Annotated in this window: 19 protein-coding genes and 2 tRNA genes; 6 read left to right on the forward strand and 15 right to left on the reverse strand. The window is 73.3% G+C overall.

The genetic code is table 11. The features are described from left to right. Positions 1-78: 78 nt before the first annotated feature. The 6 genes from ACIBBD_RS06845 to ACIBBD_RS06870 form a co-directional block, all read right to left on the reverse strand. Positions 79-2,265 carry an ArnT family glycosyltransferase gene (locus ACIBBD_RS06845; RefSeq protein WP_399418232.1) on the reverse strand — a complete coding sequence of 729 codons (2,187 nt, stop codon included), beginning with the start codon at positions 2,263-2,265 and terminating at the stop codon, positions 79-81. Then, the gene (locus ACIBBD_RS06850) at positions 2,262-3,728 is read right to left on the reverse strand and encodes a glycosyltransferase (RefSeq protein ID WP_399418233.1); all 1,467 of its coding nucleotides are present in this window, start codon (positions 3,726-3,728) and stop codon (positions 2,262-2,264) included. Before ACIBBD_RS06850 ends, ACIBBD_RS06845 begins: the two co-directional genes overlap by 4 nt. A gap of 14 nt (positions 3,729-3,742) precedes the next feature. Further along, entirely contained in the window at positions 3,743-5,392 is a 1,650-nt protein-coding gene (locus tag ACIBBD_RS06855; RefSeq protein ID WP_399418234.1) for an ATP-binding protein, read from the reverse strand. A gap of 94 nt (positions 5,393-5,486) precedes the next feature. Then, positions 5,487-6,224, reverse strand: a complete 738-nt coding sequence (locus tag ACIBBD_RS06860; protein ID WP_399418235.1) for a response regulator transcription factor — start codon at positions 6,222-6,224, stop codon at positions 5,487-5,489. Between the two features lie 366 nt (positions 6,225-6,590). Then, positions 6,591-7,487 (reverse strand): DUF2797 domain-containing protein, encoded by an 897-nt coding sequence (locus tag ACIBBD_RS06865; RefSeq protein WP_399418236.1) that lies wholly within the window; start codon positions 7,485-7,487, stop codon positions 6,591-6,593. Next, positions 7,408-7,827, reverse strand: coding sequence for an HGxxPAAW family protein (locus ACIBBD_RS06870; RefSeq protein WP_399418237.1), 420 nt, complete (start codon positions 7,825-7,827; stop codon positions 7,408-7,410). Before ACIBBD_RS06870 ends, ACIBBD_RS06865 begins: the two co-directional genes overlap by 80 nt. Positions 7,828-7,947: 120 nt before the next feature. Here ACIBBD_RS06870 and ACIBBD_RS06875 point away from each other — a divergent pair, with 120 nt between their 5' ends. Beyond that, complete coding sequence (locus ACIBBD_RS06875) at positions 7,948-8,466, forward strand: MarR family winged helix-turn-helix transcriptional regulator (RefSeq protein WP_399418238.1); 519 nt, start codon at positions 7,948-7,950, stop codon at positions 8,464-8,466. A gap of 501 nt (positions 8,467-8,967) precedes the next feature. On the opposite strand, the gene ACIBBD_RS06880 is transcribed toward ACIBBD_RS06875, so the two are convergent. Continuing rightward, the gene (locus tag ACIBBD_RS06880) at positions 8,968-9,252 is read right to left on the reverse strand and encodes a hypothetical protein (protein ID WP_399418240.1); all 285 of its coding nucleotides are present in this window, start codon (positions 9,250-9,252) and stop codon (positions 8,968-8,970) included. Here ACIBBD_RS06880 and ACIBBD_RS06885 point away from each other — a divergent pair. Both ACIBBD_RS06885 and ACIBBD_RS06890 read left to right on the forward strand, forming a co-directional pair. Next, positions 9,184-9,687 carry a hypothetical protein gene (locus tag ACIBBD_RS06885; RefSeq protein WP_399418664.1) on the forward strand — a complete coding sequence of 168 codons (504 nt, stop codon included), beginning with the start codon at positions 9,184-9,186 and terminating at the stop codon, positions 9,685-9,687. The genes ACIBBD_RS06880 and ACIBBD_RS06885 overlap by 69 nt on opposite strands. A gap of 230 nt (positions 9,688-9,917) precedes the next feature. Beyond that, positions 9,918-10,058 carry a hypothetical protein gene (locus ACIBBD_RS06890; protein WP_399418241.1) on the forward strand — a complete coding sequence of 47 codons (141 nt, stop codon included), beginning with the start codon at positions 9,918-9,920 and terminating at the stop codon, positions 10,056-10,058. 135 nt (positions 10,059-10,193) lie between these two features. Here ACIBBD_RS06890 and ACIBBD_RS06895 read toward each other — a convergent pair. Both ACIBBD_RS06895 and ACIBBD_RS06900 read right to left on the reverse strand, forming a co-directional pair. Next, positions 10,194-10,266: transfer RNA gene (locus tag ACIBBD_RS06895), tRNA-Arg, on the reverse strand. Between the two features lie 225 nt (positions 10,267-10,491). Next, positions 10,492-10,582: transfer RNA gene (locus tag ACIBBD_RS06900), tRNA-Ser, on the reverse strand. Positions 10,583-10,738: 156 nt separating this feature from the next. Here ACIBBD_RS06900 and ACIBBD_RS06905 point away from each other — a divergent pair. Beyond that, entirely contained in the window at positions 10,739-11,266 is a 528-nt protein-coding gene (locus ACIBBD_RS06905; RefSeq protein ID WP_399418242.1) for an SSI family serine proteinase inhibitor, read from the forward strand. A gap of 305 nt (positions 11,267-11,571) precedes the next feature. Next, positions 11,572-16,305: a PAS domain-containing protein gene (locus ACIBBD_RS06910; protein ID WP_399418243.1), complete on the forward strand. Its 4,734-nt coding sequence runs from the start codon at positions 11,572-11,574 to the stop codon at positions 16,303-16,305. Between the two features lie 19 nt (positions 16,306-16,324). Here the strand turns inward: ACIBBD_RS06910 and ACIBBD_RS06915 are convergent, their stop codons facing one another. Further along, positions 16,325-16,924 (reverse strand): TetR family transcriptional regulator, encoded by a 600-nt coding sequence (locus tag ACIBBD_RS06915; RefSeq protein WP_399418244.1) that lies wholly within the window; start codon positions 16,922-16,924, stop codon positions 16,325-16,327. Between the two features lie 128 nt (positions 16,925-17,052). On the opposite strand from ACIBBD_RS06915, the gene ACIBBD_RS06920 reads away from it, so the two are divergent. After that, positions 17,053-18,282: an MFS transporter gene (locus ACIBBD_RS06920; protein WP_399418245.1), complete on the forward strand. Its 1,230-nt coding sequence runs from the start codon at positions 17,053-17,055 to the stop codon at positions 18,280-18,282. Between the two features lie 92 nt (positions 18,283-18,374). On the opposite strand, the gene ACIBBD_RS06925 is transcribed toward ACIBBD_RS06920, so the two are convergent. The 5 genes from ACIBBD_RS06925 to ACIBBD_RS06945 form a co-directional block, all read right to left on the reverse strand. Beyond that, complete coding sequence (locus tag ACIBBD_RS06925) at positions 18,375-20,030, reverse strand: long-chain fatty acid--CoA ligase (RefSeq protein ID WP_399418246.1); 1,656 nt, start codon at positions 20,028-20,030, stop codon at positions 18,375-18,377. Positions 20,031-20,173: 143 nt separating this feature from the next. Continuing rightward, positions 20,174-20,722: a SigE family RNA polymerase sigma factor gene (locus tag ACIBBD_RS06930; RefSeq protein ID WP_399418247.1), complete on the reverse strand. Its 549-nt coding sequence runs from the start codon at positions 20,720-20,722 to the stop codon at positions 20,174-20,176. Positions 20,723-21,005: 283 nt separating this feature from the next. Then, positions 21,006-22,175: a lipid-transfer protein gene (locus tag ACIBBD_RS06935; protein WP_399418248.1), complete on the reverse strand. Its 1,170-nt coding sequence runs from the start codon at positions 22,173-22,175 to the stop codon at positions 21,006-21,008. Continuing rightward, positions 22,172-22,573 carry a MaoC/PaaZ C-terminal domain-containing protein gene (locus tag ACIBBD_RS06940; RefSeq protein WP_399418249.1) on the reverse strand — a complete coding sequence of 134 codons (402 nt, stop codon included), beginning with the start codon at positions 22,571-22,573 and terminating at the stop codon, positions 22,172-22,174. The genes ACIBBD_RS06935 and ACIBBD_RS06940 overlap by 4 nt, the downstream gene beginning before the upstream one ends. Continuing rightward, complete coding sequence (locus ACIBBD_RS06945; protein WP_399418250.1) at positions 22,570-23,463, reverse strand: bifunctional MaoC family dehydratase N-terminal/OB-fold nucleic acid binding domain-containing protein; 894 nt, start codon at positions 23,461-23,463, stop codon at positions 22,570-22,572. The genes ACIBBD_RS06940 and ACIBBD_RS06945 overlap by 4 nt, the downstream gene beginning before the upstream one ends. Positions 23,464-23,717: the final 254 nt, after the last annotated feature.

Genomic DNA, 23,717 nt, shown 5'->3' on the forward strand with positions numbered 1-23,717 from the left:
GGCCCGGATAACGGGCGGTGGCCCGGGGCTGCGAACCCCGGGCCACCGCCCGTCGTCAGCGAACCGTCGTGCCGTGGGTCAGCCGCTCGCCTTCTGGGTGAGGTCGTAGAAGGTGGCCGAGCCGACCGTGACCTGCTTGAAGGTGGCCTCGATCCATTCGGTGATCTGCGAAGACGTGCCGTCGCCGCTGCCGCCCATGCCACCGCCGGAGCCGCTGCTGATGAAGTAGTGGATCCTGCCCTCGGCCACGTACTCCTTGAACTGCGCCGGCGTCGGGGACGGGTCGGTGCCGTTGAAGCCGCCGATCGCCATCACCGGTTCACCGGTGGCCAGCTGGTAGCTCGCCGCGTTCTGCGCGCCGATGGCCGCCGCGACCCAGGTGTACTGGTCGGACTCGGTCTCCAGCAGCTTCTTGGCCTCGGAGGTGACGCTGGCGCCGTTCAGCAGGCCGCCCATGCCGCCGCCGCCCATCCGGCCGCCGTCGCCGTTCGTCCCGTCGCCGTTCGTCCGGCCGCCGGGGAACCCGTTGCCCTGCTGGTTCTGGCCCTGCCCCTGCTGGTTCTGGCCGGGCATACCGCCGCCCGTCCCGCCGGGGAACCCGTTGCCCTGCTGGTTCCGGGTGTTCCCGTTGCCGTTCTGCTGGTTCTGACCGGGCATGCCACCGCCCATGCCGCCGCCCGGACCGCCGCCGCCACCGGGGCCGCCCCGGCCGCCCGAGACCGCCGGGCCGGCGGTGACGATCGACCCGGTGTGCCCCTCGTTCAGCGTGGTGAGGGTGTACGCCGTCGGACCCGCGAGCGCCGCGGCCAGACCGGCCGCCGCCGTCCCGAGGGCCAGCTGACGGCCGAGCCTGGCCACGAAGACCAGGCCGAGCGCGGCGGTGAGGCCGCCGACCAGGACCAGCCACTTCAGCCACGGCAGGTAGTCGGAGGAGCGGTTGAGGAGGACGTACCCCCAGACCGCGGTGGCGGTCGTCGCGGCCGCCAGGGTCAGCGACGCCCACGCCTTGTCGCGCTCCTGCCACAGCTGGGCCGCGCCCATGCCGATCAGCGGCGCGATGTAGGGAGCGAGGGCCACGGTGTAGTACTCGTGGAAGATTCCCTGCATGTAGCTGAAGACCACCATGGTGATCAGCAGCGCACCGCCCCAGACGAGGAAGGATCCGCGCGTCACCGACGTGCGCCGGGCCCTGCGGGTGGCCACCAGGCCGCCGGCGAGCAGGATCAGCGCGGCCGGGATCAACCAGGAGATCTGGCCGCCGATGCTGGAACCGAACAGCCGGTCCCAGCCGGTCTCACCCCAGTTCCCGGCACCGGTGCCGCCGCCTCCGACGCTTCCGGTCTCCTCGCCGTTGAGGCGGCCCAGACCGTTGTAGCCGAAGGTCAGTTCCAGGAAGGAGTTGTTCTGCGAGCCGCCGATGTACGGCCGGGAGGAGGCGGGCCACAGCTCGACGATCGCGACCCACCAGCCGCCGGAGACGACCAGCGCCACCGTCGCCAGGGCCAGCTGCCCGAACCGCTTCCTCGGGCTCACCGGCGCGCAGACCGCGTACACGACCGCCAGCGGCGGCAGGATCAGGAAGGCCTGGAGGGTCTTGGCGAGGAAGGCGAAGCCGATCGCGACACCCGCCCACACCAGCCACTTCGTACGGCCGTCCTCCAGGGCACGGATCACGAGGTAGCAGGCCACCGTCATCAGCAGCGCCAGCATCGCGTCCGGGTTGTTGAACCGGAACATCAGCGCGGCGACCGGGGTGAGCGCGAGCACCGCGCCCGCGATCAGACCGGCGGCCGGGCCGAAGCGGCGGCGCACGGCGGCGTGGACGACGGCGACCGTGCCGACGCCCATCAGGACCTCTGGGGCGAGGATCGCCCAGGAGCTCAGGCCGAACAGCCGCACCGACAGGGCCATCGGCCACAGCGAGGCCGGGGGCTTGTCGACGGTGATGGCGTTGGCCGCGTCCAGCGAGCCGAAGAAGAGGGCCTTCCAGGACTGGCTGCCGGCCTGCACGGCCGCGGAGTAGAAGGAGTTGGCGTAGCCGGAGGCGCTGAGGTCGTACAGGTAGAGGACGCAGGTGACGAGCAGCAGGCCGAGGAGGGCGGGGCGCGCCCAGCGGGGGTCCTCGGGTCGGCCGCGCCACAGTCTGCGGACGAAGGGCTGCTTCGGCTCACCCGACCGGGGGGCCGGGGCGGCCGTTTCCGGTGCCGCGGGAGGTGCTGTCTCCGGCGGACCCGACGTGGCCGGCTGATCGAGGTGCGTGGTCATCGGACGTCCCCCGGGTCGGTGTCGTGGGGGCGCACCGGCTGGAGCCGCATCGTGGCGTCCCTCCCGGTGCCGTCCGCGGCTTCACCGGCGCGGAAGTGGGTGGTGTCGTGGGGAGGGAAGGCGGTCCCGCGCTGCGGCAGCGGTCCGCGCGGCGCGCCGGTGGGGTACGTCGGCGAGGCCGGGGCGGGGGAGCCCGTCACGGGCGCCGGCCGGTCCTCGCTCTCCCGGCGTTCGGGGAAGACCCACACCCGGAAGAGCAGGAAGCGCAGCACGGTCGCCGCGAGGTTGGCGGCGATGAGGACGGCCAGCTCGGTGGAGTGCCCGGGGTCGGACGTCGCCGCGTTGAGCGCGACGAGCGAGCCGCTGGTCAGCGCGAGGCCGATCCCGAAGACGACCAGGCCCTGCGCCTGGTGGCGGACGGCGCCGGAGCTGCCGCGCACCCCGAAGGTGAGCCGGCGGTTGGCGGCGGTGTTGGCGATCGCGGAGACGAGCAGCGCGAGGGCGTTGGCCACCTGCGAGCCGGAGAACTGCCGGAAGCCGCTGTAGAGCAGCAGGTAGAAGAGGGTGGACAGGCCACCGACGAAGCAGAAGCCGACGAGCTGGCGGGCCAGGCCCTTGGGTACGTCCATGATCTCGCGGTCGCGGGGGTCGTCGCCGAACGGCCTGGTCAGCCGGTCCAGCGGAAGCGAACCAGTGGCCAGGGCCTTCCCTACGCGCCACACCCCCTTCAGGTCCTCGGTCGCCGTCCTCACGATGTGCACCGTGGAGTTCGGGTCGTCGACCCAGTCGACCGGCACCTCGTGGATACGGAGCCCGGCACGCTCGGCGAGTACCAGCATCTCAGTGTCGAAGAACCAGCCGGTGTCTTCCACCAGGGGGAGCAGAACCTGTGCGACGTCCCGGCGGATCGCCTTGAATCCGCACTGGGCGTCCGAGAAGCGGGCCTGGAGCGAGCCGCGCAGGATCAGGTTGTACGAGCGGGAGATGAACTCCCGCTTGGCCCCGCGCACCACCCGGGAGCTGCGGGCCAGGCGGGAGCCGATCGCCAGGTCGGAGTGGCCGGAGATCAGCGGCGCCACCAGCGGCAGCAGCGCGTTGAGGTCGGTGGACAGGTCCACGTCCATGTAGGCGAGGATCGGGGCGTCCGAGGCCGACCAGACGGTCCGCAGCGCTCGTCCGCGGCCCTTCTGCTCCAGCCGGAAGGACCTCACCTGCGGGATCCGCGTCTCCAGCAGCTGCGCCACGTCAGGGGTGGTGTCCGTCGACGCGTTGTCCGCGATCGTGATGCGGAACGGGTACGGGAACGTCCGGGTGAGGTGGTCGTGCAGTCTGAGGACGCACGGCTGGAGGTCCTTCTCCTCGTTGTAGACGGGGATCACTACGTCCAGGACAGGCGTACCGGCTGTGGCGGCCGGGAGGTGCTCCCGCGCCGGCAGGGTGCCCGGAGAAGAGTCGGTTCGCATGTCAACGACTTTCGTCAGACGCCCTGTTGCACCCATGTGCTGGCCCTGTGCTGGCCCTGTGAGTCCAGTTGCCAGTCGGTTTCCGGCGCGGGCCGGGGCACGGGGGGCGCGAGCGCGGGCAGGTGCACGGTGAAAACGGTCTGTCCGGGCACGCTGTCGACGGTGACCGCGCCGCCGTGCGCGGTCGCCACGGCCTGCACGATGGCGAGGCCGAGGCCGGTCGAACCGGTGGCACGCGAGCGCGCGGAGTCACCGCGGGCGAACCGTTCGAAGACACGCGGGAGCAGGTCCGGCGGGATGCCCTGGCCGTTGTCCTGGACGTCCACGCACAGCCACGGACCGCGCCGCTGCACGCGTGCGGTGACGGTCGTGCCGGGAGGTGTGTGCGTCCGGGCGTTGGCCAGCAGGTTGACGAGCACCTGTTGCAGGCGCGCCGCGTCCGCCGAGACCAGCGCGGGCTCGTCGGGCAGCTCCAGCCGCCAGACGTGGTCCGGTCCGGCCGCGCGGGCGTCGCTGATCGTGTCGACGACCAGCGGTATGAGGTCGGTCTGCTCGAACTGCAGCGGCCGGCCCGCGTCCAGGCGGGCGAGCAGCAGCAGGTCCTCGACGAGCAGGGTCATCCGGCCCGCCTCGGACTCGATACGGCCCAGGGCGTGCCGGGTGTCGGGGCCGACCTGTTCCCGGCCGCGCCGGGTGAGCTCGGCGTACCCGCGGATGGAGGCGAGGGGGGTGCGCAGCTCGTGGCTGGCGTCCGCGACGAACTGCCGGACCCGCATCTCGCTCTGCTGGCGGGCGTGCAGGGCGCCGTGGACGTGGTCGAGCATCCGGTTCAGCGCGGCGCCGACCTGGCCGACCTCGGTGTGCGGGTCGGTCTCGGACTCCGGGACCCGCTCGCTGAGGTTGACCTCGCCGGTGTGCAGGGGGAGTTCGGAGACGCGGGTGGCGGTGGCGGCGACCTTGCGCAGGGGGCGGGTGGCGACGCCGACCAGCACGTACCCCGCGATGCCGGCCGCGATGAGACCGGCGGCGGTGACGCTGACCTCGACGAGGATGAGGGTGTTGATGGTGGCGCTGACGGAGTCGGTGGGCAGGGCGACGTAGAAGGCGCCGCGGTCGCTGAAGGTGTCGACGTACTTGACGCGGTACTCGCCCTTGCCGGGTATCTCCACCGTGTGCGTGTTGTCGTCCTTCGGCGCCTGAGCCAGGGCGGACTTCGCGGCGGCGGAGAGGGCCGTGGCCGTCATGCCGGTGCCGACGCTGTTCTCGCTGGCGATGACCGCCGTGCCGACCGTGTCGCCGCTCACGGTGGCGACGATCGTGTTCGGCTGGGTCGGGCCCTTGGTGACGAACTCCAGCCGGTCGACCGTCGACAGGGTGGACCCCGACGAGGAGGAGTCGCCGGAGGAGGTGCCCGGGATCTCCGGGCCGCCGGGATCGCCGACGTCCGGCTTCGGGCCGCCGGCGCGCCGGGCGACCTCCTGCACCTGGCCGTCCAGCTGCTTGTAGAGGTGCTGCTGCAGGGCGATCGTCGTCACCGTGCCGATCACGGCGCAGACCACGGCGATCAGCGTGACCGCGGAGACGACCAGCCGCGACCGCAGGGACCGCTGAGCGCGCTGCCTCTTCTGCCTCTGCTTCTGGCGCTGCCTTCTCTGCCTGCTCATCGCGCTTCCCTCGCTTCTCCCGGCGCCGCGTGCACAGCACGGCGGGCGGAGGGCATCCGTGCCGGCCGCCCCGCCCGTCGCCGCCCGGCCCGGCTCAGCCGGCCGGCTTGATCAGGTAACCGGCACCGCGCCGGGTGTGGATCATGGGCTCACGGCCGGCGTCGATCTTGCGCCGCAGGTAGGAGATGTACAGCTCGACGACATTGGCCTGACCGCCGAAGTCGTACGACCAGACGCGGTCCAGGATCTGCGCCTTGCTGAGCACGCGCCGGGGATTGCGCATGAGGAAGCGCAGCAGTTCGAACTCGGTGGCGGTGAGGTGGATGCTCTCCCCGGCCCTGGAGACCTCGTGGCTGTCCTCGTCCAGGGTGAGGTCACCGACGACCAGCACGGAGTCGGACCGCCGGTCGGCGGCACCGGAGCGCCGGATGAGCCCGCGCAGCCTGGCGACGACCTCTTCGAGGCTGAACGGCTTGGTGACGTAGTCGTCGCCCCCGGCGGTGAGGCCCGCGATCCGGTCCTCCACCGCGTCCTTGGCGGTCAGGAAGAGCACCGGCACGTCGGGCAGCTCACGCCGCAGCCGCCCCAGGACGGTCAGCCCGTCCATGTCGGGCAGCATCATGTCGAGGACGACGGCGTCGGGCCGGAACTCACGAGCGGTCTGGAGGGCACCGGTGCCGTCCCCCGCACTCCGGATCTGCCATCCCTCGTAGCGCAGGGCCATGGACAGCAGCTCGGTGATCGACAGTTCGTCGTCCACCACAAGCACTCGGACGGGGCTCCCGTCCGGCCTCAGCAGTTCGGTGCGCCCCTGGGGCGAGGTCGTGGTCATGCAGGACACCATGTCGGGGTCCTCTGAGAGCACCCTTTCCCTTATCTGTGATTTCCCTGAGAAACGCACAGGAAGCTCTCAGGGAAGCCTGGGGACGCGGGAGGAAGGCGCGCTCGTACGCCGTCCGCCGCGCCGGGTGGTCGTCCGCCGGCACCGACTCCCCGATGGAGCACCTGTACGAAGACTGTCGGCGACCGCCCCGCCCCTCGCCCACCCGGCGAAGGCCGTCAGCGACCACGCCGCCCCTCGCCCCCCGGCGAAGACCATCAGCAACCACCCCGCCCGACACCCACCCGAGAGGGGCGGAAGAGAATGAACGTCCTGTGTGACGCACCGCGTCCTCACGGGCCGGGCGGCCCAGGCGCATCAGAAGAGCCCCTCCTGCGGGGGCACGTCCGCGTTCCCCCGCCGCTTGAACTCCCGCACCGGCACATTGACCTCCCCGGCCGTGGCCGGCACGATCTCCCAGCCGGTCATCAGGCGCGTGTCGAGCACGACGACCCCCGTCCCTGCCCCCGCCCCCGTCGCCAGATGCAGATCCGGTCCGGCCGCCGCGACCAGGACCCCGCTCACCGCGCCCCCGGCGACCAGCTCACTCACCGCGCCGACGGCGGCCGGCGCCTCCGCGAGCCCGAACGCGCGCACATGGTCGACGGCGCGGAACGGCTCCCGGGTCAACGACTCGGGCCAGCCGCCCAGTCCGACGGCCCGCGCGTGCAACTCCGCTATCTCCAGGGCCCGCTCCTCCTCCCCGGCGGGCAACTCGGCGCGCACCGCCCGCTTCTCGGCGTACGGGATCCGGTCGGGCACGCGCAGGGCGGCCCGCAGCAGCTCCTCCGTACGCCGGGCGGCCATCAGCGGGCCGACGCCCAGCCAGCTGAAGCAGACCGCCCCCTGCTCCAGCAGCCGTGCCGTCCCCCGCTCGACGGCCGTGATCCCCACCTTGACCAGGCCCGGCCCGAACCACGCCAGGTAGACGCGGTAGGGACGCGGGTCGTCGGCGACCCCGTCGGCGGCGACGGAGTGCGCCCGGTCCAGCCGCGCGCACTCCTCGCACCGGGCGCCCGTACTCCTGCCCGGCACGACCGCCCGCACCGGACACGGATGCCCCCGAGCCCCCACACACCGGCGCACACCCCCTTCCGCGACCCCGAAGGCCACCCGCTTCCCCCAGGACAGCGGGCTACGACGCCCCCCGTCCCACATCAGCACGGGCCCCTGCGCCGACCACCGCAGCCCCGCGCACTTCCACGCCTGTGCCATCCCTCACCACGCTAGCCGCCGCCACTGACAACGCCCCGTCGCTCCGGCGCCCCCGCCCGGCGAGCCGGCACCCCAGACACCCCGGATGCCCGCCCCGCGCGTGCGCGTCACGCACCCGCATCCCCCACTCCGCCCGGGGCCGCACCCCTGGCGGCTTTCCCCACCCGGCGAGGTGCAGCACCCACGTGACCAGGCCGCTCAGCACCACGCCGCCCAGCCCCGTCCCCACGAGCACACCGGAGCCGGCGCACACACCCGCCCCCGCCACAGAGGTCCCGACGGTCGCGAGCGCGACGCCGGTCCAGCCGGCGACCGTATGCCCTTCGTCGTACAGCGACATTGATCCCTCACGATCTAAGAAGTTAATGCATCGAACCTCTTACAAGGTAAGAGAAACGGAAACCGGATAACAAGGACCCTGGACGAACCGAACCGGAAGCAGAGGGAGCAACCCGCCGCGATGACAGCCCAGCCACCCCGTCCTCCCGCCACCCCCGCGCAGGCGCTGTCGGCGATGGACGACCTCATCGCGGCCCACCTGGTCGGCCAGCAGGAGATGGCCCAGCGCCTGGGCCTGAACGTCACCGACCTCACCTGCTTCGCCTACGTCCTCCAGGCCGGCGAGAACCTCCTCACCGCGGGCGAACTCGCCACCCGCGTCCACGTCACCACGGGCGCGGTGACCGGCATCCTCAACCGCCTGGAGCGCGCCGGGTACGTCACCCGCCGCCCCGACCCCCGGGACCGCCGCCGCGTCCGCGTGGCCGCCGAGCCGGCCGCCGTGGCCCGGGCGTACGCCCTCTACCAGCCGTACTACGACCGCCTCGACGCACTCTTCGCCGACTACTCCCCCGACGAGATCGCCGTCCTCACGGACTGGTTCACCCGGGCGACAGCCCTGGCCAACACCTACCGGGAGGAACTCCGCGACCAGGACCGGGACGGACCAGGCCCTGACCCGAACGGCGCGAACGAATAAGAGCTCCGAACAGAAGGGGAGTTCGATCAGCTCGCGGCGTCCGGTGCGTGCGGTCGCAAGGCGCCGGAAGGTCCTCGTAGCGGAGCCACCAGGGCCTTCCGGCAACGCGGCGAGCGTGCGTGCCAGGCGCCGCGTGCCGGGCGCCCCTTCTGTTCGGAGCTCTGAGGCCGGGCGGCTCCCGCCCCGGCCCGGCAGGACCCCGCCCACGAGGACCACACGCGCGTGGCCGGTCCCGCACACCACCGACCCGGACGAGGCCTGGAACCTCGCGACGCCCTGCTGCCGCGGGCTCGGGGCCACGGGGCCTCGGGGCCACGGGGCCACGGGGCCACGGGGCCACGGGGCCTCGGCTGAACAGTCGTGGACGGCGCTGACGAGACGGAAACCGAGACGGTGCCGCCGGGACGGGCGAGGTCTTCCCAGGTGCTACTCAGCCTGCCTGCGCCTCGTCCACCTGTGCGGCGAGGTCGGCGGTGTCTTCGGACGGTGGTGCCTCGACGGTCACCGGCTGGTTGACGTCGCCACCCATGCCGTGACCGAGGAGGAGATCAGGTCCCCAAGCCGCGCCGTCGGCGGATCAAGCCCTGATCTGTCGTCGAGGCGGGCCGCTTTCTCGCCGACGCGCTCACCCGCGAAGATCCGCTGTTCGCCGCCTGGGTCCTCGTCCTCTGCCTCGGCCTCCGCCGGGGTGAAGTTCTCGGCCTCACCTGGAAGTCGATCGACTTCGAGACGGGTGAACTGTATGTGGATCACCAGATCCAGCGGGCGGGCCGTCAGCTCCTCCACCGCTTGACGAAGACCGAGGAGTCCGATGACTTCCTTCCTCTCCCCGCGTTCTGCCTCAAGGCGCTCCGCATGCGCCGGGCCCAGCAGACCGGCGACCGGAAGGCGGAGCTCTGGCAGGACACGCGGGGCCTGGTCTTCACCACGAAGTACGGGACACCCATCGAGCCGGGGATCCTCACCCGTATGTTCGCCCTGCGCGCCCGCCGCGCCCGCCGCGCCGGCCTCCGCGTGATCCCGCTCCGGAACACTCGGCACACGTGCAGTTCGCTGCTCGTCGCCCTCAAGGTCCACCCGAAGGTGGCCCAGCGCATCCTCCGGCACTCGCAGATCGCGATGACGATGGAGGTGTACGCGGAAGCGAGCGAGGAGGAAGTGCGCGCGGCGCTCGGCAAGCTGTCCGCAGCGATGGGCGGCACCGGTACTGACAGCGGCTGAGAAGTCTGGAGGACAGAGCCCGTAACCTCTCCGGGCTCCACGCGTTTCACATGAATGACCTGTCCTCTCCCTTTTTAGGGACAGGTAGGTCGTCAGCCGGTGCTGTCGAAGGCCCCTCGTCCCACGAAAGGGACGAGGGGCCTTCCGCATGTCGCGGCAGGCCCGAAGGAACGGGACCCGCCCCGCAGCTGCCAGGCCCCCGGGCGGGTCCCCCGTCGAAAGGCACGTGAGTGACCACCGACCAGCTCATCATCACCCTGCTCTGCGCGGCCTTCGTGGCGTACGTCGCCAAGGAGCACCCGACCGTGGTGCCGGCGTTGACCCTTGCGGCGGCCACGGCTGCCGTGATCGTGGCGATGATGCTCACGTAGAGGGGCCGCAGGAGGACCGATTGTCCTCGCACTGTCCGGCAACGGGCTCGCCTCGGGCCCGTTGCCGTACTTCGCTGCTGTCGGCCCCCCCGACACGCAAGAGGCCCCGGATCTCTCCGGGGCCTCTTGTCTGTGTGCACTCGGCAGGATTCGAACCTGCAACCTTCTGATCCGTAGTCAGATGCTCTATCCGTTAAGCTACGAGTGCTTGTCCATCTTCTGTTTTTCGTCTTTCGCTCCCGGCCCTTCCGGCCCGCTCGCGGCGACAGGAAGAACATTACATGACTGCCGCCGTCATGTGAAATCCGTTCCCCACACCCCTTGTGACCAGCGAAAACACCCAGAACGGGGGGGTGGAGGGACGCAGCGAGGGGCACAGCGAGGGACGCAACGAAGAAGCCCCGGTCTCGAGGACCGGGGCTTCTTCTTGGAGCGGAGGCGGAGGGATTTGAACCCTCGATGGGCTTTAAGGCCCAAACCGCATTAGCAGTGCGGCGCCATAGACCGGACTAGGCGACGCCTCCAGCACAACCGCTCGCGTGTGTGCGAGTGGTGCGTGCAGATGATGACACAGTCGAGCGTCGTGTCACCAATCGGCCTCCACGGTACTAGGCAGGCGGGCCGCGGGGCAAAGGCGTTATGGGGCGCAACGCCGGCGGAAACGGGGCGTTGGTCAGGTCATGTTCCCCCTCACGTTCCGCATCGCGCCCCAGCCCCCGTCCCGGGTCCGGTCCCGGCCCTCGCCCCAGGCACCGCCCCGGGCCGCACCGCTGCGCCGGGCCGCTCTCGCCGCCTCCGCCGCCTCCCTCTCCCTCGTCGGCTCCCTGGCCGCCGGGGCCGGGCCGGCCGTGGCGCTCGGCTCCCCGGGCGTCGGCGATCACCTCACCGTGACCGTCCGTGACGTGGGAAAGGGGGCGGACGGGACATTTCAGGTGTCCTGCCATCCGGGGGCCGGGACTCACCCGGACGTGGCGGGGGCCTGTCGGGCGGTGGACCGGAACACGCGGTGGGGCCGGGACGCCTTCGCGCCGGTACCGGACGGCGGCATGTGCACCGCGCGGTACGGCGGGCCGGCCACCGCCCATGTCAGCGGACAGTGGGCCGGGCGGGCCGTCGACGCGACGTACGACCGCAGCGACGGGTGCGAGATCGCGCGGTGGGACCGGTTCGTCCCGTTGCTGCCGGAAGTGGGGTCGGCCGGGCGGTGACCGCCATGTGCCGAGGGCGGTGAGGCACCGAGGGCGGTTGCCCGGGTTCCGCTCCGAAGGGGGGCTCGGCTCGCGCACAGCCTTCGCACGGCAAAAGCACCCGTCCCGTAAACGTCACGCGAAGGTCCCGCGAAGCCGGAGCGGGCGGTCACACGTTCTGTGTCACTTCGTCGTGCGAGCTCCCTCTCATCCGGCGCCGCCGGGGCCGCCCCAGCCCTTAGACTCCCTCGCGTGACACGCTGCGGGACGGTTGGCAAGATGGCCCGAGCGGTCGGCAAGGTGCGGTAACAGGGAGGAAGCGACTCGTGAGCAGCAGGCCATCCCGAGGCGCTGCTCGCCTCGCAGCCATACTCGACGCACTTCCCGACGCGTTGGTCCTGGTCAACGCCAACGGGACGGTCGTCAACGCCAACACCATCGCCCTAGAGGCCTTCGAGGCGCCGGGCACGGCGCTCGTCGGGCGCGGGCTGCTGGACCTGTTGCCGCAGTTCGACTCCAAGCTCATCCCCGGGTCCATGCGCCGGCCCGACCACATGGACCCGCGCGGGCGGACCAAGCCGACCCGGATGATCGCCCGGCGGACGGACGGGTCCGAGTTCCCCGTCGAGGTCACCAGCGCCAACCTCGAGAACGGCCAGCAGGCCTACGACAGCTACGGCTACGCCAGCGACGAGCTGCTCATGCTCGTCGTACGCGACCTGTCGGGAACCGTCGACACCGAGGCCGAGCTCGCGCGGTCGCAGCGGCAGACCGAGATGATCCTGCGGGCCGCGTCCGAGGGCGTCGTGGGAACCGACACCGACGGGCGGATCGTGCTCGTCAACCCGGCCGCCGCTCAGATCCTGGGCTACCGGGCGAGTGATCTCGGCGGCAAGGAGCTGCACGCGCTCATGCTGCACTCGCGCGCCGACGGCTCCCCCTTCCCCTATGACGAGTCGCCGCTCGCCGACACTCTGCGGTCCGGGCGCAAGCACCGGGTGCGCGGGCAGGTGGTGTGGTCGAAGGCGGGGGACAAGGTCTCCGTCGATCTGACGACCGCGCCCGTCCGGGACGGCGACCAGCTCGTCGGGGCCGTGATGACCTTCACCGACCGGCGGACCTTCGACGCCCTCGCCGACGAGAAGGCCGCCCTCGAGAAGAAGCACGCGGAGGAGCTGGAACGGCTCTCCGAGGAGCACGCCTCCGATCTCACCGCCCTGCGCCAGCAGCACGTCACCGAGGTGGAGGAGCTGCGCGAGCGGCACGCGGAGGAGCTCGCCGCCGGCGAGGAGCGCTACGCCGCGCTGGGTGAGCGGGAGAAGGACCGCTACGAGGCCCTCGCCGCCCGGCACGAACAGCTCCTCACCCTCCTCGGGCGGTCGCTGCGCGGGCCCCTCGACGAGCTGCGCCGTGAGCTGTCCGCGCTCGCCGCGGACGACGCGGGGCAGCTGTGGCCCGAGGCCAACCAGGTGCTGCACCACCTGTCGGCGGGCTACGCCCGTATCACCACCCTCATCGACAACGTCCTCGGCTACCAGCGCCTCGACGCCGGCGGCGGGACGATCAGCCGTACGAAGGTGATGCTGGACGCCGTCGTCGCCGCCGGTGTCGACGGGGCCGTGGAGCTCGTCGGGCCGGGGCGGGTGCAGTTCGCCGTGCACGCGCCGCCCATCGAGGCCGAGGTCGACGCGCGGCTCCTGGCGACCGCGCTCGCGCACCTCGTGGCCGACGTCGCGGGCGTCGACGCCACCGGGAACGCGCCCGTCTCGGCGGGCGGTTACATGGACAACACCGTCGTCGTGGCCGCCGCCCAGCGCGGTGAGGTCGTCCGTATCGAGGTGCGCGGGCCGTACGCCGGAGGCGATCCGGTGCACGAGCCGATCGTGCGCGGGATCGTGCGGGCGCACGGTGGTGTGCTGCAGACGCACGAGGTGCCGGGGATGAGCGGCAGCGCGTACGTCCTCGAAGTGCCGTTGGGCGGTGGGGCGGGGGCGGTCGCCACCGCGCCGGCCGCCGCGGCCGCCGGTTCCGCGGTCGCCCTGCCCACGGGGTCGGAGCCGCAGGCCTCGGGCCCGGAGGCGGCGGAGACCGCCGAGGCCGGGGACGGCGCGGCGGAGGGTGCCTCGGCCGAGCAGGGTCCCGGTGGGGGGCGGCGGCGGGCCCGGCGGGCCTCCGTGGACGCCTTCCTGGAGAGTGAGGTTCCCGGCGCCGGCGCGGTCGGGGGTGCCGAGGCGGAGGGCGCGGCCCCGACCGGGCGGCGCCGTCGGCGTGGTCCGGCCGCCGAGGAGACGCCGGTCCCCGCTCCGGTGGACGACCCGGAGGCCTCCGGTGGGTCCGGGCGGCGGCGCGGGCGGGCGGCCCAGCCGGCCGCCGGTCCCGAGCCCGGCGCGGGCGCCGAGGCCGGGGTGGCCGAGGGCGCCGTCGTGACGGCCGCCGAGCATGCGGCGGGAACCGCCGCGGCGGGTACGGGACTCGGCGGCACCGTTCCGCCGCAGGGCGTGCCCGCGTCCGGCGGACGGCGGGCCCGGCGTGCCGCCGACGAGCCGCAGGCCCTGCCGGCCGCGCTGCCCGCGGGCGCGGGGGGCGAGGCGGAGGGCGCGCAGCCGACGGGACGTCGTCGGCGGGCGCTGGCCGCGGCCACGCAACGTGCCGCCGCGCAGGAGGCGGGACCTCGTACGGTGTTCGCCCTGCCGCCGGCCGAGGCGGACCGGGCGTCCGACGCGGCGGACGGCAGCGGCGGCGAGGCACAGGCCGTGGGCCAGGTGCCGGCTGCGGGCCAACCGGTTGTGGGTCAGCCGGTTGCGGGCCAGGTGGCCGCTGCTCCGGGTGCTCCGGCTGCTGTTCCGGGGGTTCCGCCGGTGGCGCCGGTTCCCGGGCAGCCGGTTCCGGTTCCGGTTCCGGGGCAGCCGGTTCCCGTTCCGGTTCCGGGACAGATGCCCGCGCCGGGGCAGGCTCCGGTTTCCCCGTCGGCGCAGGGGCCCGTTCCGGGCGGGTCGGAGGACGCCGCCATCGACCACGGGCGCCACGACGCCGTCCCCCACGACCAGGCCGACGACCACACGCCGCCGCAGCCGCATCCGACGAACGCTCCCACCGGCCGTCGGCGGCGGGCGGTGGCCCAGCCGGCGGCGGAGGGGGCGGCCTCGCCGGTTCCTCCGGGGGCCGTTGCGGTGCCGCCGCAGACTCCGCTTCCGGCTCAGGCTCCGGGCAGCGCCGGACAGCCGGTCGCGCAGGCCCAGCCGGGGGTGGCCGTGCCGCAGCCCGGTGCGACAACCCCCGCGCAGGGTGGCGCGGATCAGGCGGGCGCGGCTCCCGGTGGACACGCCGTGCCCACGCATCCCGTCCCGGGCGGACCGCTTCCCGCCCAGCCCGTACCCGCCCAGCCCGTACCCGGACAACCCTTGCCCGGACAGCCGCTGCCGGGGCAGCCGTTGCCCGCGCAGCCGCTCCCCGGTCAGTCGGCCGCCGGTCACCCGGTCCCCGGGCAGCCGGTCTCCGGGCAGCCGGTCTCCGGGCAGCCGGCACTCGTCCAGCCCGTTCCCGTGCAGCCGGCCCCCGGTCAGCCCGCCGCCGCCCAGCCGGCCCCGGGCGTTCCCCTGCCGGACGCGTCGGGGCAGGTCGGCGGGCCCGCGCAGGCCCCCGCCGCCGTCCAGCCGCTGCCCGCCGAAGCCACCCCCGTTCCCGGCGCCGAGGCCCCCGCGACACCCGCCCCGGGCACGAGCACCACCCCCAGCACGAACACTCCCAGCACGGGGACTCCGCTCCCGCCCGAAGCCGTCACTCAACCGCAGCCGCCGCGGGCCGCGCAGCCGCTGCCGCTGCCCGCCGAGGCCGCCGCCGCGCCCGTGGACCCCAACTCCACGCAGGGCCGGGCGATCAGCGTGCGGACCCTCGGCCAAGGGGTCCCCTTCACCCGCCAGGCCGCCCAGGTCCAGCAGGCCCAGCAGGCACCCCAGTCCACCGGCACCCCCGCCCCGCACGCCCCCGGCGGTTCCGGGCGGCGGCGCAAGCTGGGTACGCCGCCCGACCCGGCCGCGCGCCCGGAACAGACGGCCCGTCCGCATCCGCCGGCCGAGCAGCCCGTCGCACCGCAGGCTCCGGCGGCCCCCGCCGCGCCGCAGCCGGGCGGCCCGCAGCCCTCGCTCGGGGGGCAGCCGCTTCCCGGGCAGACGCCGGCCGGTCAGGCGCGGCTCGCGCCCGGGACCGAGGGGGCCGGACGGTCGTACGCCATAGGCGCGCCGGACGAGAACGCCGCCGAGGGACCCGAGCCGCTCGACGGGCCCGGTGGCGCCGTCGAGGTGGCGGATCCGCCGCGGCCGCAGCCGATGGACGACGAGCTGCCGCCGGAGCCGTTGGACAACCCGCGCCGGCTGCTCGTGTGGCCGGCCCCGGACGTCAGTACGCAGCAGGCGCTCAGCGACCGTGGGTACCGGCCGGTCATCGTGCACTCGCGGGAGGAGGTCGACGCGCAGATCGCCGCCTTCCCGGCCGCGCTGTTCGTGGACCCGCTGACCGGGCCGATCACCCGGACCGCCTTGCAGTCGCTGCGGCAGGCGGCGGTGGCCGCCGAGGTGCCGGTGCTGGTCACGGCCGGGCTCGGACAGGCCTCGCGGGACGCGGCGTACGGCGCCGATCCCGCCGTTCTGCTGAAGGCGCTCGCCCCGCGGGACAGTGAGCAGCATCCGCCGCGGGTGCTGCTGATCGAGGAGCACGCGGAGATAGCGCTGGCGCTGACCGCGACGCTGGAACGGCGCGGGATGCAGGTGGCGCGGGCCGCGAGCGACGCGGACGCGGTCACCCTGGCCTCGCAGTTGCGGCCGAACCTGGTCGTGATGGACCTGATGCAGGTGCACCGGGGCCGGGCCGGGATCATCGACTGGCTGCGGGCGAACCAGCAGCTCAACCGCACTCCGCTGGTCGTCTACACGGCCGCCGTCGACCAGGCCGACCTGCCGCGGCTGGCCTCCGGCGAAACGGTGCTGTTCCTCGCGGAGCGGTCCACCAGTACGGAGGTGCAGGCCCGGATCGTGGACCTGCTGGCCCGGATCGGGACCAACTGACCCCGCCCGGCTGCTCGGTCTAGCGCGCGAACAGCCTGCGTGCCGCTTCCTTCACCGAGGCGCGCAGGCGGGCGCGGTCGTCGTCCCCGGCACCGATCAGGATGCGGCTCATCTGCGGTACGACGGTGGCCCAGTTCGTCAGGGCCACCAGCAGGAACAGCAGGTCGGCGGCCGGGATGGCGTCGGTGATCACGCCGCGGTCCTGGCCGTCCCGGAGGGCGGCGACCTTGCGGGCGTAGTGCTCCTGCCGTTCCGCCTCGTCGGGCAGTTCGGCGGTGCCGTACTCGATGCCCTCCCAGTAGAGGAGGCGCAGCAGTTCGGGGTGGGCGGCGTGGTAGTCCATCAGCCGGTCCACCCAGCCCTCGACGTCGTCCGGGTCGACGGGGACGGCGGCGGCGAGATCGACCATGCGGCGGCCGAGGACCTGGGTGAACAGCTCCGCCTTGTTGCCGAAGTAGGCGTAGATGAGCTGCTTGTTGGCCTGGGCCTCGGCGGCGATGCGGTCGATGCGGGCGCCCGCGATGCCGTACCGCGCGAACTCGGTGACCGCCGCGTCGAAGATCCGCGCCTTGGTGGCCTCGGGGTCGCGGGCGGTCGTGCGGGGCCTGCTGGTTGCCATGGGGTCATGGTAGCGGCGGTAACCAACCGGTTGGTTGACAGGGAATGCGCGACGGTCCCAGACTGTTTTCCCCGCTGTTCCAACCAACTGGTTAGTTGTTGAAGTCGGCTCGAAGGAGCATCTCCGCCATGCCGTCCGCAGTCAGCACCCGGCAGCAGACCGAGCCCGGCAGGCGGGCCCCGGCCTCCGGCCGTCTGTTCCTCCCCCTCATCGCCCTCTGCACCGCCGTCACGGCCGCCAACATCTACGTCGCGGCCCCGCTGCTCCCCCTCATCGCCCACGACTTCGGTTCCGCGCCCTCGGCCGTGGCCTGGATCGCCTCGGTCGCCCAGTTCGGCTACGCGGCCGGTCTGCTCTTCTTCGCTCCGCTCGGCGACCGGCTGAACCGGCGGCCCCTGGTCGCCGCCCTGTCCCTGGTCACCACGGCGGCGCTGGCCGTCGGAGCCGTGGCCTCCGGCACCGCCGCGCTGGCGGCCGCCGTGCTCGTCGCCTCGGCGGCGACCGTGGTGCCGCAGCTGCTCGTGCCGCTGGTCGCCGAACGCGCCCCCGCCGACCGGCGCGCCCGGCACGTCGCCGCCGTCATCTCCGGCCTCTTCACCGGCATCGTCGCGGCCCGTGTCCTGGGTGGACTCGCCGGACAGGCCTTCGGCTGGCGGGCGGTGTTCGCCGGCGCGGCCGTCCTCACCGCCGCCCTCGGCCTGCTGACCGCAGCCGCCCTGCCCACCGAACGCCGCCGGCCTCGCGAGGGCGGGCTCTTCTCGGGTCTGCGCGCGATGCCGGGTCTGGTGCGCCACTCGCCCGACCTGTGGCGGGCGTGCCTGCGGCAGGCCGGGATGTACGGCGCGTGGAGCGCCCTGTGGACCTCGCTGGCGCTGCTGCTGACCGGCCGGCCGTACGGCCTGTCCACCGCGACCGCCGGTCTCTTCGGCCTCTTCGGGCTGGCCGCCAGCGTCGTGGCGCCCCTCGCCGGCGACCTGGTCGACCGCTTCGGCGCCGCCCGGATCGTCCGCAGCGCCTATCTGCTCGCCGCCGTGTCCGTACCGCTGTTCTGGCTGGGCGGGCAGGTGATGCCGGCGCTGTTCGTGGCGGCGATCGCGATCCACGCGGCCCTGGTCGCCTCCCACGTCGCCAACCAGACCCTCGCCCTGACCACCACCTCCGCCCCGGCCACCGCCAACAGCGCCTACGTCGTCGCGGGCTTCACCGGCGGTGCCACCGCCTCCGCCCTGGCGGGCCTCGCCTTCGCCCACTGGGGCTGGACCGGAGTGGTCGCGGTCGCCGGGGTGTGGCTGGCCCTTGGGTGGGGGACGACGGCGGGACGAGGACGGGGCGACGGTGAGCCGGCCGAACGGCCGTGAGACGGGCGTACGGCCGTGAGGTGGGCGTACGGCCGTGACATCGCCGGCGCCGGGCAGGGGCCGCGAGGTGCCCTGCCCGGCGTGTACGGCCGTCAGAGCCGGGTGATGTCCAGCTCGCCCTGGGCGTACTGCCTGCGCAGCACCTTCTTGTCGAACTTGCCCACGCTGGTCTTCGGGACCGACTCGATGATCGTCCAGCGCTCCGGGAGCTGCCACTTGGCGATCTTGCCCTCGTCGGCGAGGAAGGCGCGCAGGGCGGCGAAGTCGGTGCTGGCGCCCTCCTTGAGGACGACCGTGGCGAGCGGGCGTTCGCCCCACTTGTCGTCGGGGACGGCGACGACGGCCGCCTCGGCGACGTCCGGATGGGACATCAGGGCGTTCTCCAGCTCGACGGACGAGATCCACTCGCCGCCGGACTTGATGACGTCCTTGGCGCGGTCGGTGAGGGTGAGGAAGCCGTCGGCGGAGATGGTGCCGACGTCACCCGTCTTCAGCCAGCCGTCCTCGCTGAACTTGTCGGCGGGGCGCAGGGGTTCGGCGCCGGGGCCGTTGTAGTAGGCGCCGGCGATCCAGGGGCCGCGGACCTCCAGTTCGCCCGCGGACTCGCCGTCCCAGGGGAGGCGCTCGCCACCGGGGCCGGTGAGGCGGGCCTCGACGCCGGCGGGGAAGCGGCCCTGGGTGAGGCGGTAGGCGAACTCCTCGTCCGTGCCGACCGCCTGGGCCGGCGGGCGGGCGATGGTGCCGAGCGGGGAGGTCTCCGTCATGCCCCAGGCGTGGCAGACCCGCATGCCGAGGTCGTCGAAGGCCGACATCAGGGAGGGCGGACAGGCCGAGCCGCCGATGGTGACCTGGGTGAGGGAGGAGACGTCCCGCGGCTTGGCGGTCAGCTCGGCCAGCAGGCCCTGCCAGATGGTGGGGACGGCGGCCGCGTGGGTCGGCTTCTCGCTCTCGATCATCTCGGCGAGCGGGGCCGGCTGCAGGAAGCGGTCCGGCATCAGCATGTTGACGCCGGTCATGAAGGTGGCGTGCGGCAGGCCCCAGGCGTTGACGTGGAACTGCGGGACCACGACCAGCGAGGTGTCCTGGTCGGTCAGGCCCATCGACTGGGCCATGTTGACCTGCATCGAGTGCAGGTAGATCGAACGGTGGCTGTAGACCACGCCCTTGGGGTCACCCGTGGTGCCGGAGGTGTAGCACATCGCGGCGGCCTGGCGTTCGTCCAGCTCGGGCCAGTCGTAGGCGGTGGGCTTCCCGGCGATCAGGTCCTCGTACTCGTGCACCTGGGCGCTCGCGTCCGCCAGCAGGGAGCGGTCGCCGGGACCGGTCACGACCACGTGCTCGACCGTCTTCAGGTGCGGGAGCAGCGGGGCCAGCAGCGGCAGCAGCGAACCGTTGGCGATCACGACCCGGTCGGCCGCGTGGTTGACGATCCAGGCGAGCTGCTCGGCGGGCAGCCGCAGGTTGAGGGTGTGCAGGACGGCGCCCATCGAGGGAATCGCGAAGTAGGCCTCGACGTGCTCGGCGTTGTTCCAGGCCAGCGTCGCGACCCGGTCGTCGTCCGCGACTCCGAGGTCCTCGCGCAGGGCGTGCGCCAGCTGCGCCGCGCGGGCGCCGATCTCGGCGTAGGAGCGGCGATGCGGGGCGCCCTCGCCGGTCCAGGTGGTCACCTGCGATGTGCCGTGGATCGTGGACCCGTGGGTCAGGATCCTCGAGATCAGCAGCGGTACGTCCTGCATGGTGCTCAGCACGGCGTCCTCCCAGGTGCGGCGACATTGCCTACGCGGTGGTAACGGTTGCGGCTGATTCTGCGCACATACCGCGTGGTATGTCACTAGGGGACGGCCATCGATCAGGTCACGTTCGAGCGCACGCAAAGCCCCACGTCGGCGCGTTATCGAACAACGTCCAGCTCAGGGTCGTCACGGAGCTTTCCCAGGGCCCGGGAGACCGCCGACTTCACCGTGCCCACCGAGACGCCGAGGACCTCCGCCGTCTGCGCCTCGCTCAGGTCCTCGTAGTACCTGAGGACGACCATCGCCCGCTGCCGGGCGGGCAGCTTCATGATCGCCCGCCACATCGCGTCGTGCAGGGCCTGCCGTTCGGCCGGGTCGTCCTCGCCGGGCTGCGGGTCCGGCTCCGGCAGGTCGTCGCAGGCGAACTCGTCGACCTTGCGCTTGCGCCACTGCGAGGTGCGCGTGTTCAGCAGGGCCCGGCGGACGTAGCCGTCGAGCGCCCGGTGGTCCTCGATCCGCTCCCACGCGACGTACGTCTTGGTGAGCGCGGTCTGCAGCAGGTCCTCCGCGTCGCTCGGGTTCGCGGTCAGCGACCGGGCGGTGCGCAGCAGCACCGGCTGACGGGCTCTGACGTACGACGCGAAGGACGGGTACGCGGAAGGCCGCGTCCTGCCGTTCGAAGCGCTGGTGCAGACGGGTGTGGTCATGGCCCCACGCTAGGAGCGGACCCCTGTGCGGCGGATCGCCCGCAGGTGCCGAAGCAGAGTCCGCCTCAGGTTGTAGGGGTGCACCGGGGTCCACCTCCTGAAGGTGGACGAGCGGACGGCGGCCACTGCGGGATAACCCCTGGGGGGCGACCCGGGCGGTAGGGGGTACGAGGGCGTTTCCCGATCCCGCCGGGGACCCCGATCCCGCCGGGCACGCGCCCGGCCCCGCCAGGACCCCGGTCCCGTCGAGTACACGCCCGGTTCCGCCGGAGCCCCGCCCCGCTCAGCCCTCGGCCACCAGCACCAGTCCCGACGTCGGCACCCCGGTCCCCGCCGTCACCAGCGCCCGGGCCGCGCCCGGCACCTGGTTCACGGACGTGCCCCGCAGTTGCCGTACGGCCTCCGCGATGCCGTTCATGCCGTGCAGGTAGGCCTCGCCGAGCTGGCCGCCGTGGGTGTTGAGGGGGAGGCGGTCCTCGGCGACGTACGCGGCGGCCTCGCCGGGCGGGCAGAAGCCGAACTCCTCCAGCTGCATCAGCACGAACGGGGTGAAGTGGTCGTACAGGATGCCGACGTCGATGTCGGCGGGTCCGAGGCCCGAGGTGCGCCACAGCTGGCGGGCGACCACGCCCATCTCCGGCAGACCGGTCAGGTCGTCGCGGTAGAAGCTGGTCATCTGCTCCTGGGCCCGCCCGGCGCCCTGGGCGGCCGCGGCCACGACGGCGGGCGGACGCGGCAGGTCGCGGGCCCGCTCCACCGAGGTGACGACCAGTGCCTGGCCACCGTCGGTCTCCTGGCAGCAGTCCAGCAGCCGCAGTGGCTCGGCGATCCAGCGGGAGGCCGCGTGGTCGGCGAGGGTGATCGGCCGGCCGTGGAAGTACGCCGCCGGGTTCGTCGCCGCGTGCCGTCGCGCCGTGACCGCCACCGGCCCGAACGCCTCCTCCGGGGTCAGCCCGTGGGCGTACAGGTAACGCTGGGCCGCCATCGCCACCCAGGAGGCCGGGGTGAGCAGCCCGAACGGCAGCGTCCAGCCGAGCGCCGCGCCCTCGGCCGACGGCTCCCGGTGCCGTACGCCCGCGCCGAAGCGGCGGCCCGAGCGCTCGTTGAAGGCGCGGTAGCAGACGACGACCTCGGCCACCCCGGTGGCGACCGCGAGCGCCGCCTGCTGCACGGTCGCGCAGGCCGCGCCGCCGCCGTAGTGGACGCGGGAGAAGAAGGACAGCTCGCCCATGCCGCAGGCCTGGGCCACGGTGATCTCCGGGCTGGTGTCCATCGTGAACGTCACCAGCCCGTCGACGTCCGCCGGCGTGAGCCCCGCGTCGTCCAGTGCCGCCCGCACCGCCTCCGCCGCCAGCCGCAGCTCGCTGCGCCCGGAGTCCTTGGAGAACTCCGTCGCCCCGATCCCGGCGATCGCCGCCCGGCCGCCGAGGGAGTCCCGCGCCCCGAGGCTCATGCCGCACCTCCGGACGGGGCGGGGACGGTGACGGTGACCGTGCCGGTGACGTGCCGTCCGACGCCGTTGTCGCCGGTGACGCGCACCACCGCCGTGTCCCCGTCGACCTCCTCGACCGTGCCCCGCAGGACCATCGTGTCGCCGGGGTGGTTGGGGGCGCCGAGCCGGATGGCGACCCTGCGGAGCACCGCCGCCGGTCCGAAGTGGTCGGTGATGTAGCGGCCCACCAGGCCGTTGGTGGTGAGGATGTTCATGAAGACGTCCGGCGAGCCCTTCGCGCGGGCGGCCTCCGGATCGTGGTGCACGTCCTGGTAGTCACGGGAGGCAACCGCGCCGGCCACGATCAGGGTGCGGGTGATCGGGATCTCCAGCGGCCCCAGCTCGTCCCCGGCCCTCACCCCGCCACCCCCTCGAAGACGGGCAGCACCAGTTCCTCGTCGTAGCGCCGGAAACCGAGCCGCACCGGCATCCCGACGCGGACCTCGTCGTACGGCACGCCGACCACGTCGGCGACGACGCGGACGCCCTCGGCCAGTTCGACCAGGGCGACCGCGTAAGGCGGGTCGAAGGCCGGGAAGGGCGGGTGGTGCATCACGACGTACGAGAAGACCGTGCCCTCGCCGCTCGCCTCGACGGTGTCCCACTCCGGCGAGCCGCAGGTGGGGCAGCCGGGCAGCCACGGGAAGCGGAGGGCGGCGCAGGCGGCGCAGCGCTGGACGAGGAGCCGGTGGCGGCCGACGCCCTCCCAGAAGCCGGCGTTGTCACGGTTGACCACCGGTCGGGGGCGGCGCTCCTTCGGGGGGCGGCGGGCGGGCGCGTACTTGAGGACGCGGAAGCGGTGGGTGCCGACGAGTTCGCCGCCCACGCGCACGTCGGTGCGGGTCGTGACGAAGTGGCCGGTGCCCAGCCTGGTCGTCTTCCGCCCGGAGACCGACTCGATCACCGTGTCGAAGCTGACCTCGTCGCCCGGCCGCAGGGGGCGCAGGTACTCCTGCTCGCAGTCGGTGGCGACGACCGACGCGCAGCCCGCCTCGTCGAGGAGGGCGAGGAGTTCCTCGTAGGCCCGGGAACGTCCGGGGTGGCCGCCGAGGCCGCCCATGATCCACGCCTGGAGCATGGTGGGCGGGGCGATCGCGTCGGGCCCGGTGTAGGAGGGGTTCCGGTCGCCCATCGCCTCGCACCAGTGCCGGATCATCGGCGCGTTGACGGGATCCCGGCCGGTGCCGCCGACGGCGGCGGGGCGGCCCTCGTAGGCCTTCAGCCGTGCGTGGAGCTCGTCCTCACCCACGACCGCACTCCTCCCAGAACCGGGACCGGAACGGTTTCTGACTTTCCGTCAGATGTCGGTTCCTGTCAAGGTCACCCGGTCCCGGCTGCACGGCGACACCGAAGCACCACCACGCGGACGCGCCCCCACCTCACGGGGCACACCCGGCGGGCCACCGGAAACATCCGCGGACACGTCACCTCCCCACCCGCGGGCACCCCCGGCGGCGGCCACCGGGAGCGCCGGCCCTTCGGCCCACCCACCACAACGGCGCG

This window comes from Streptomyces sp. NPDC051315, from assembly GCF_044455165.1.
Classification (GTDB): domain Bacteria; phylum Actinomycetota; class Actinomycetes; order Streptomycetales; family Streptomycetaceae; genus Streptomyces.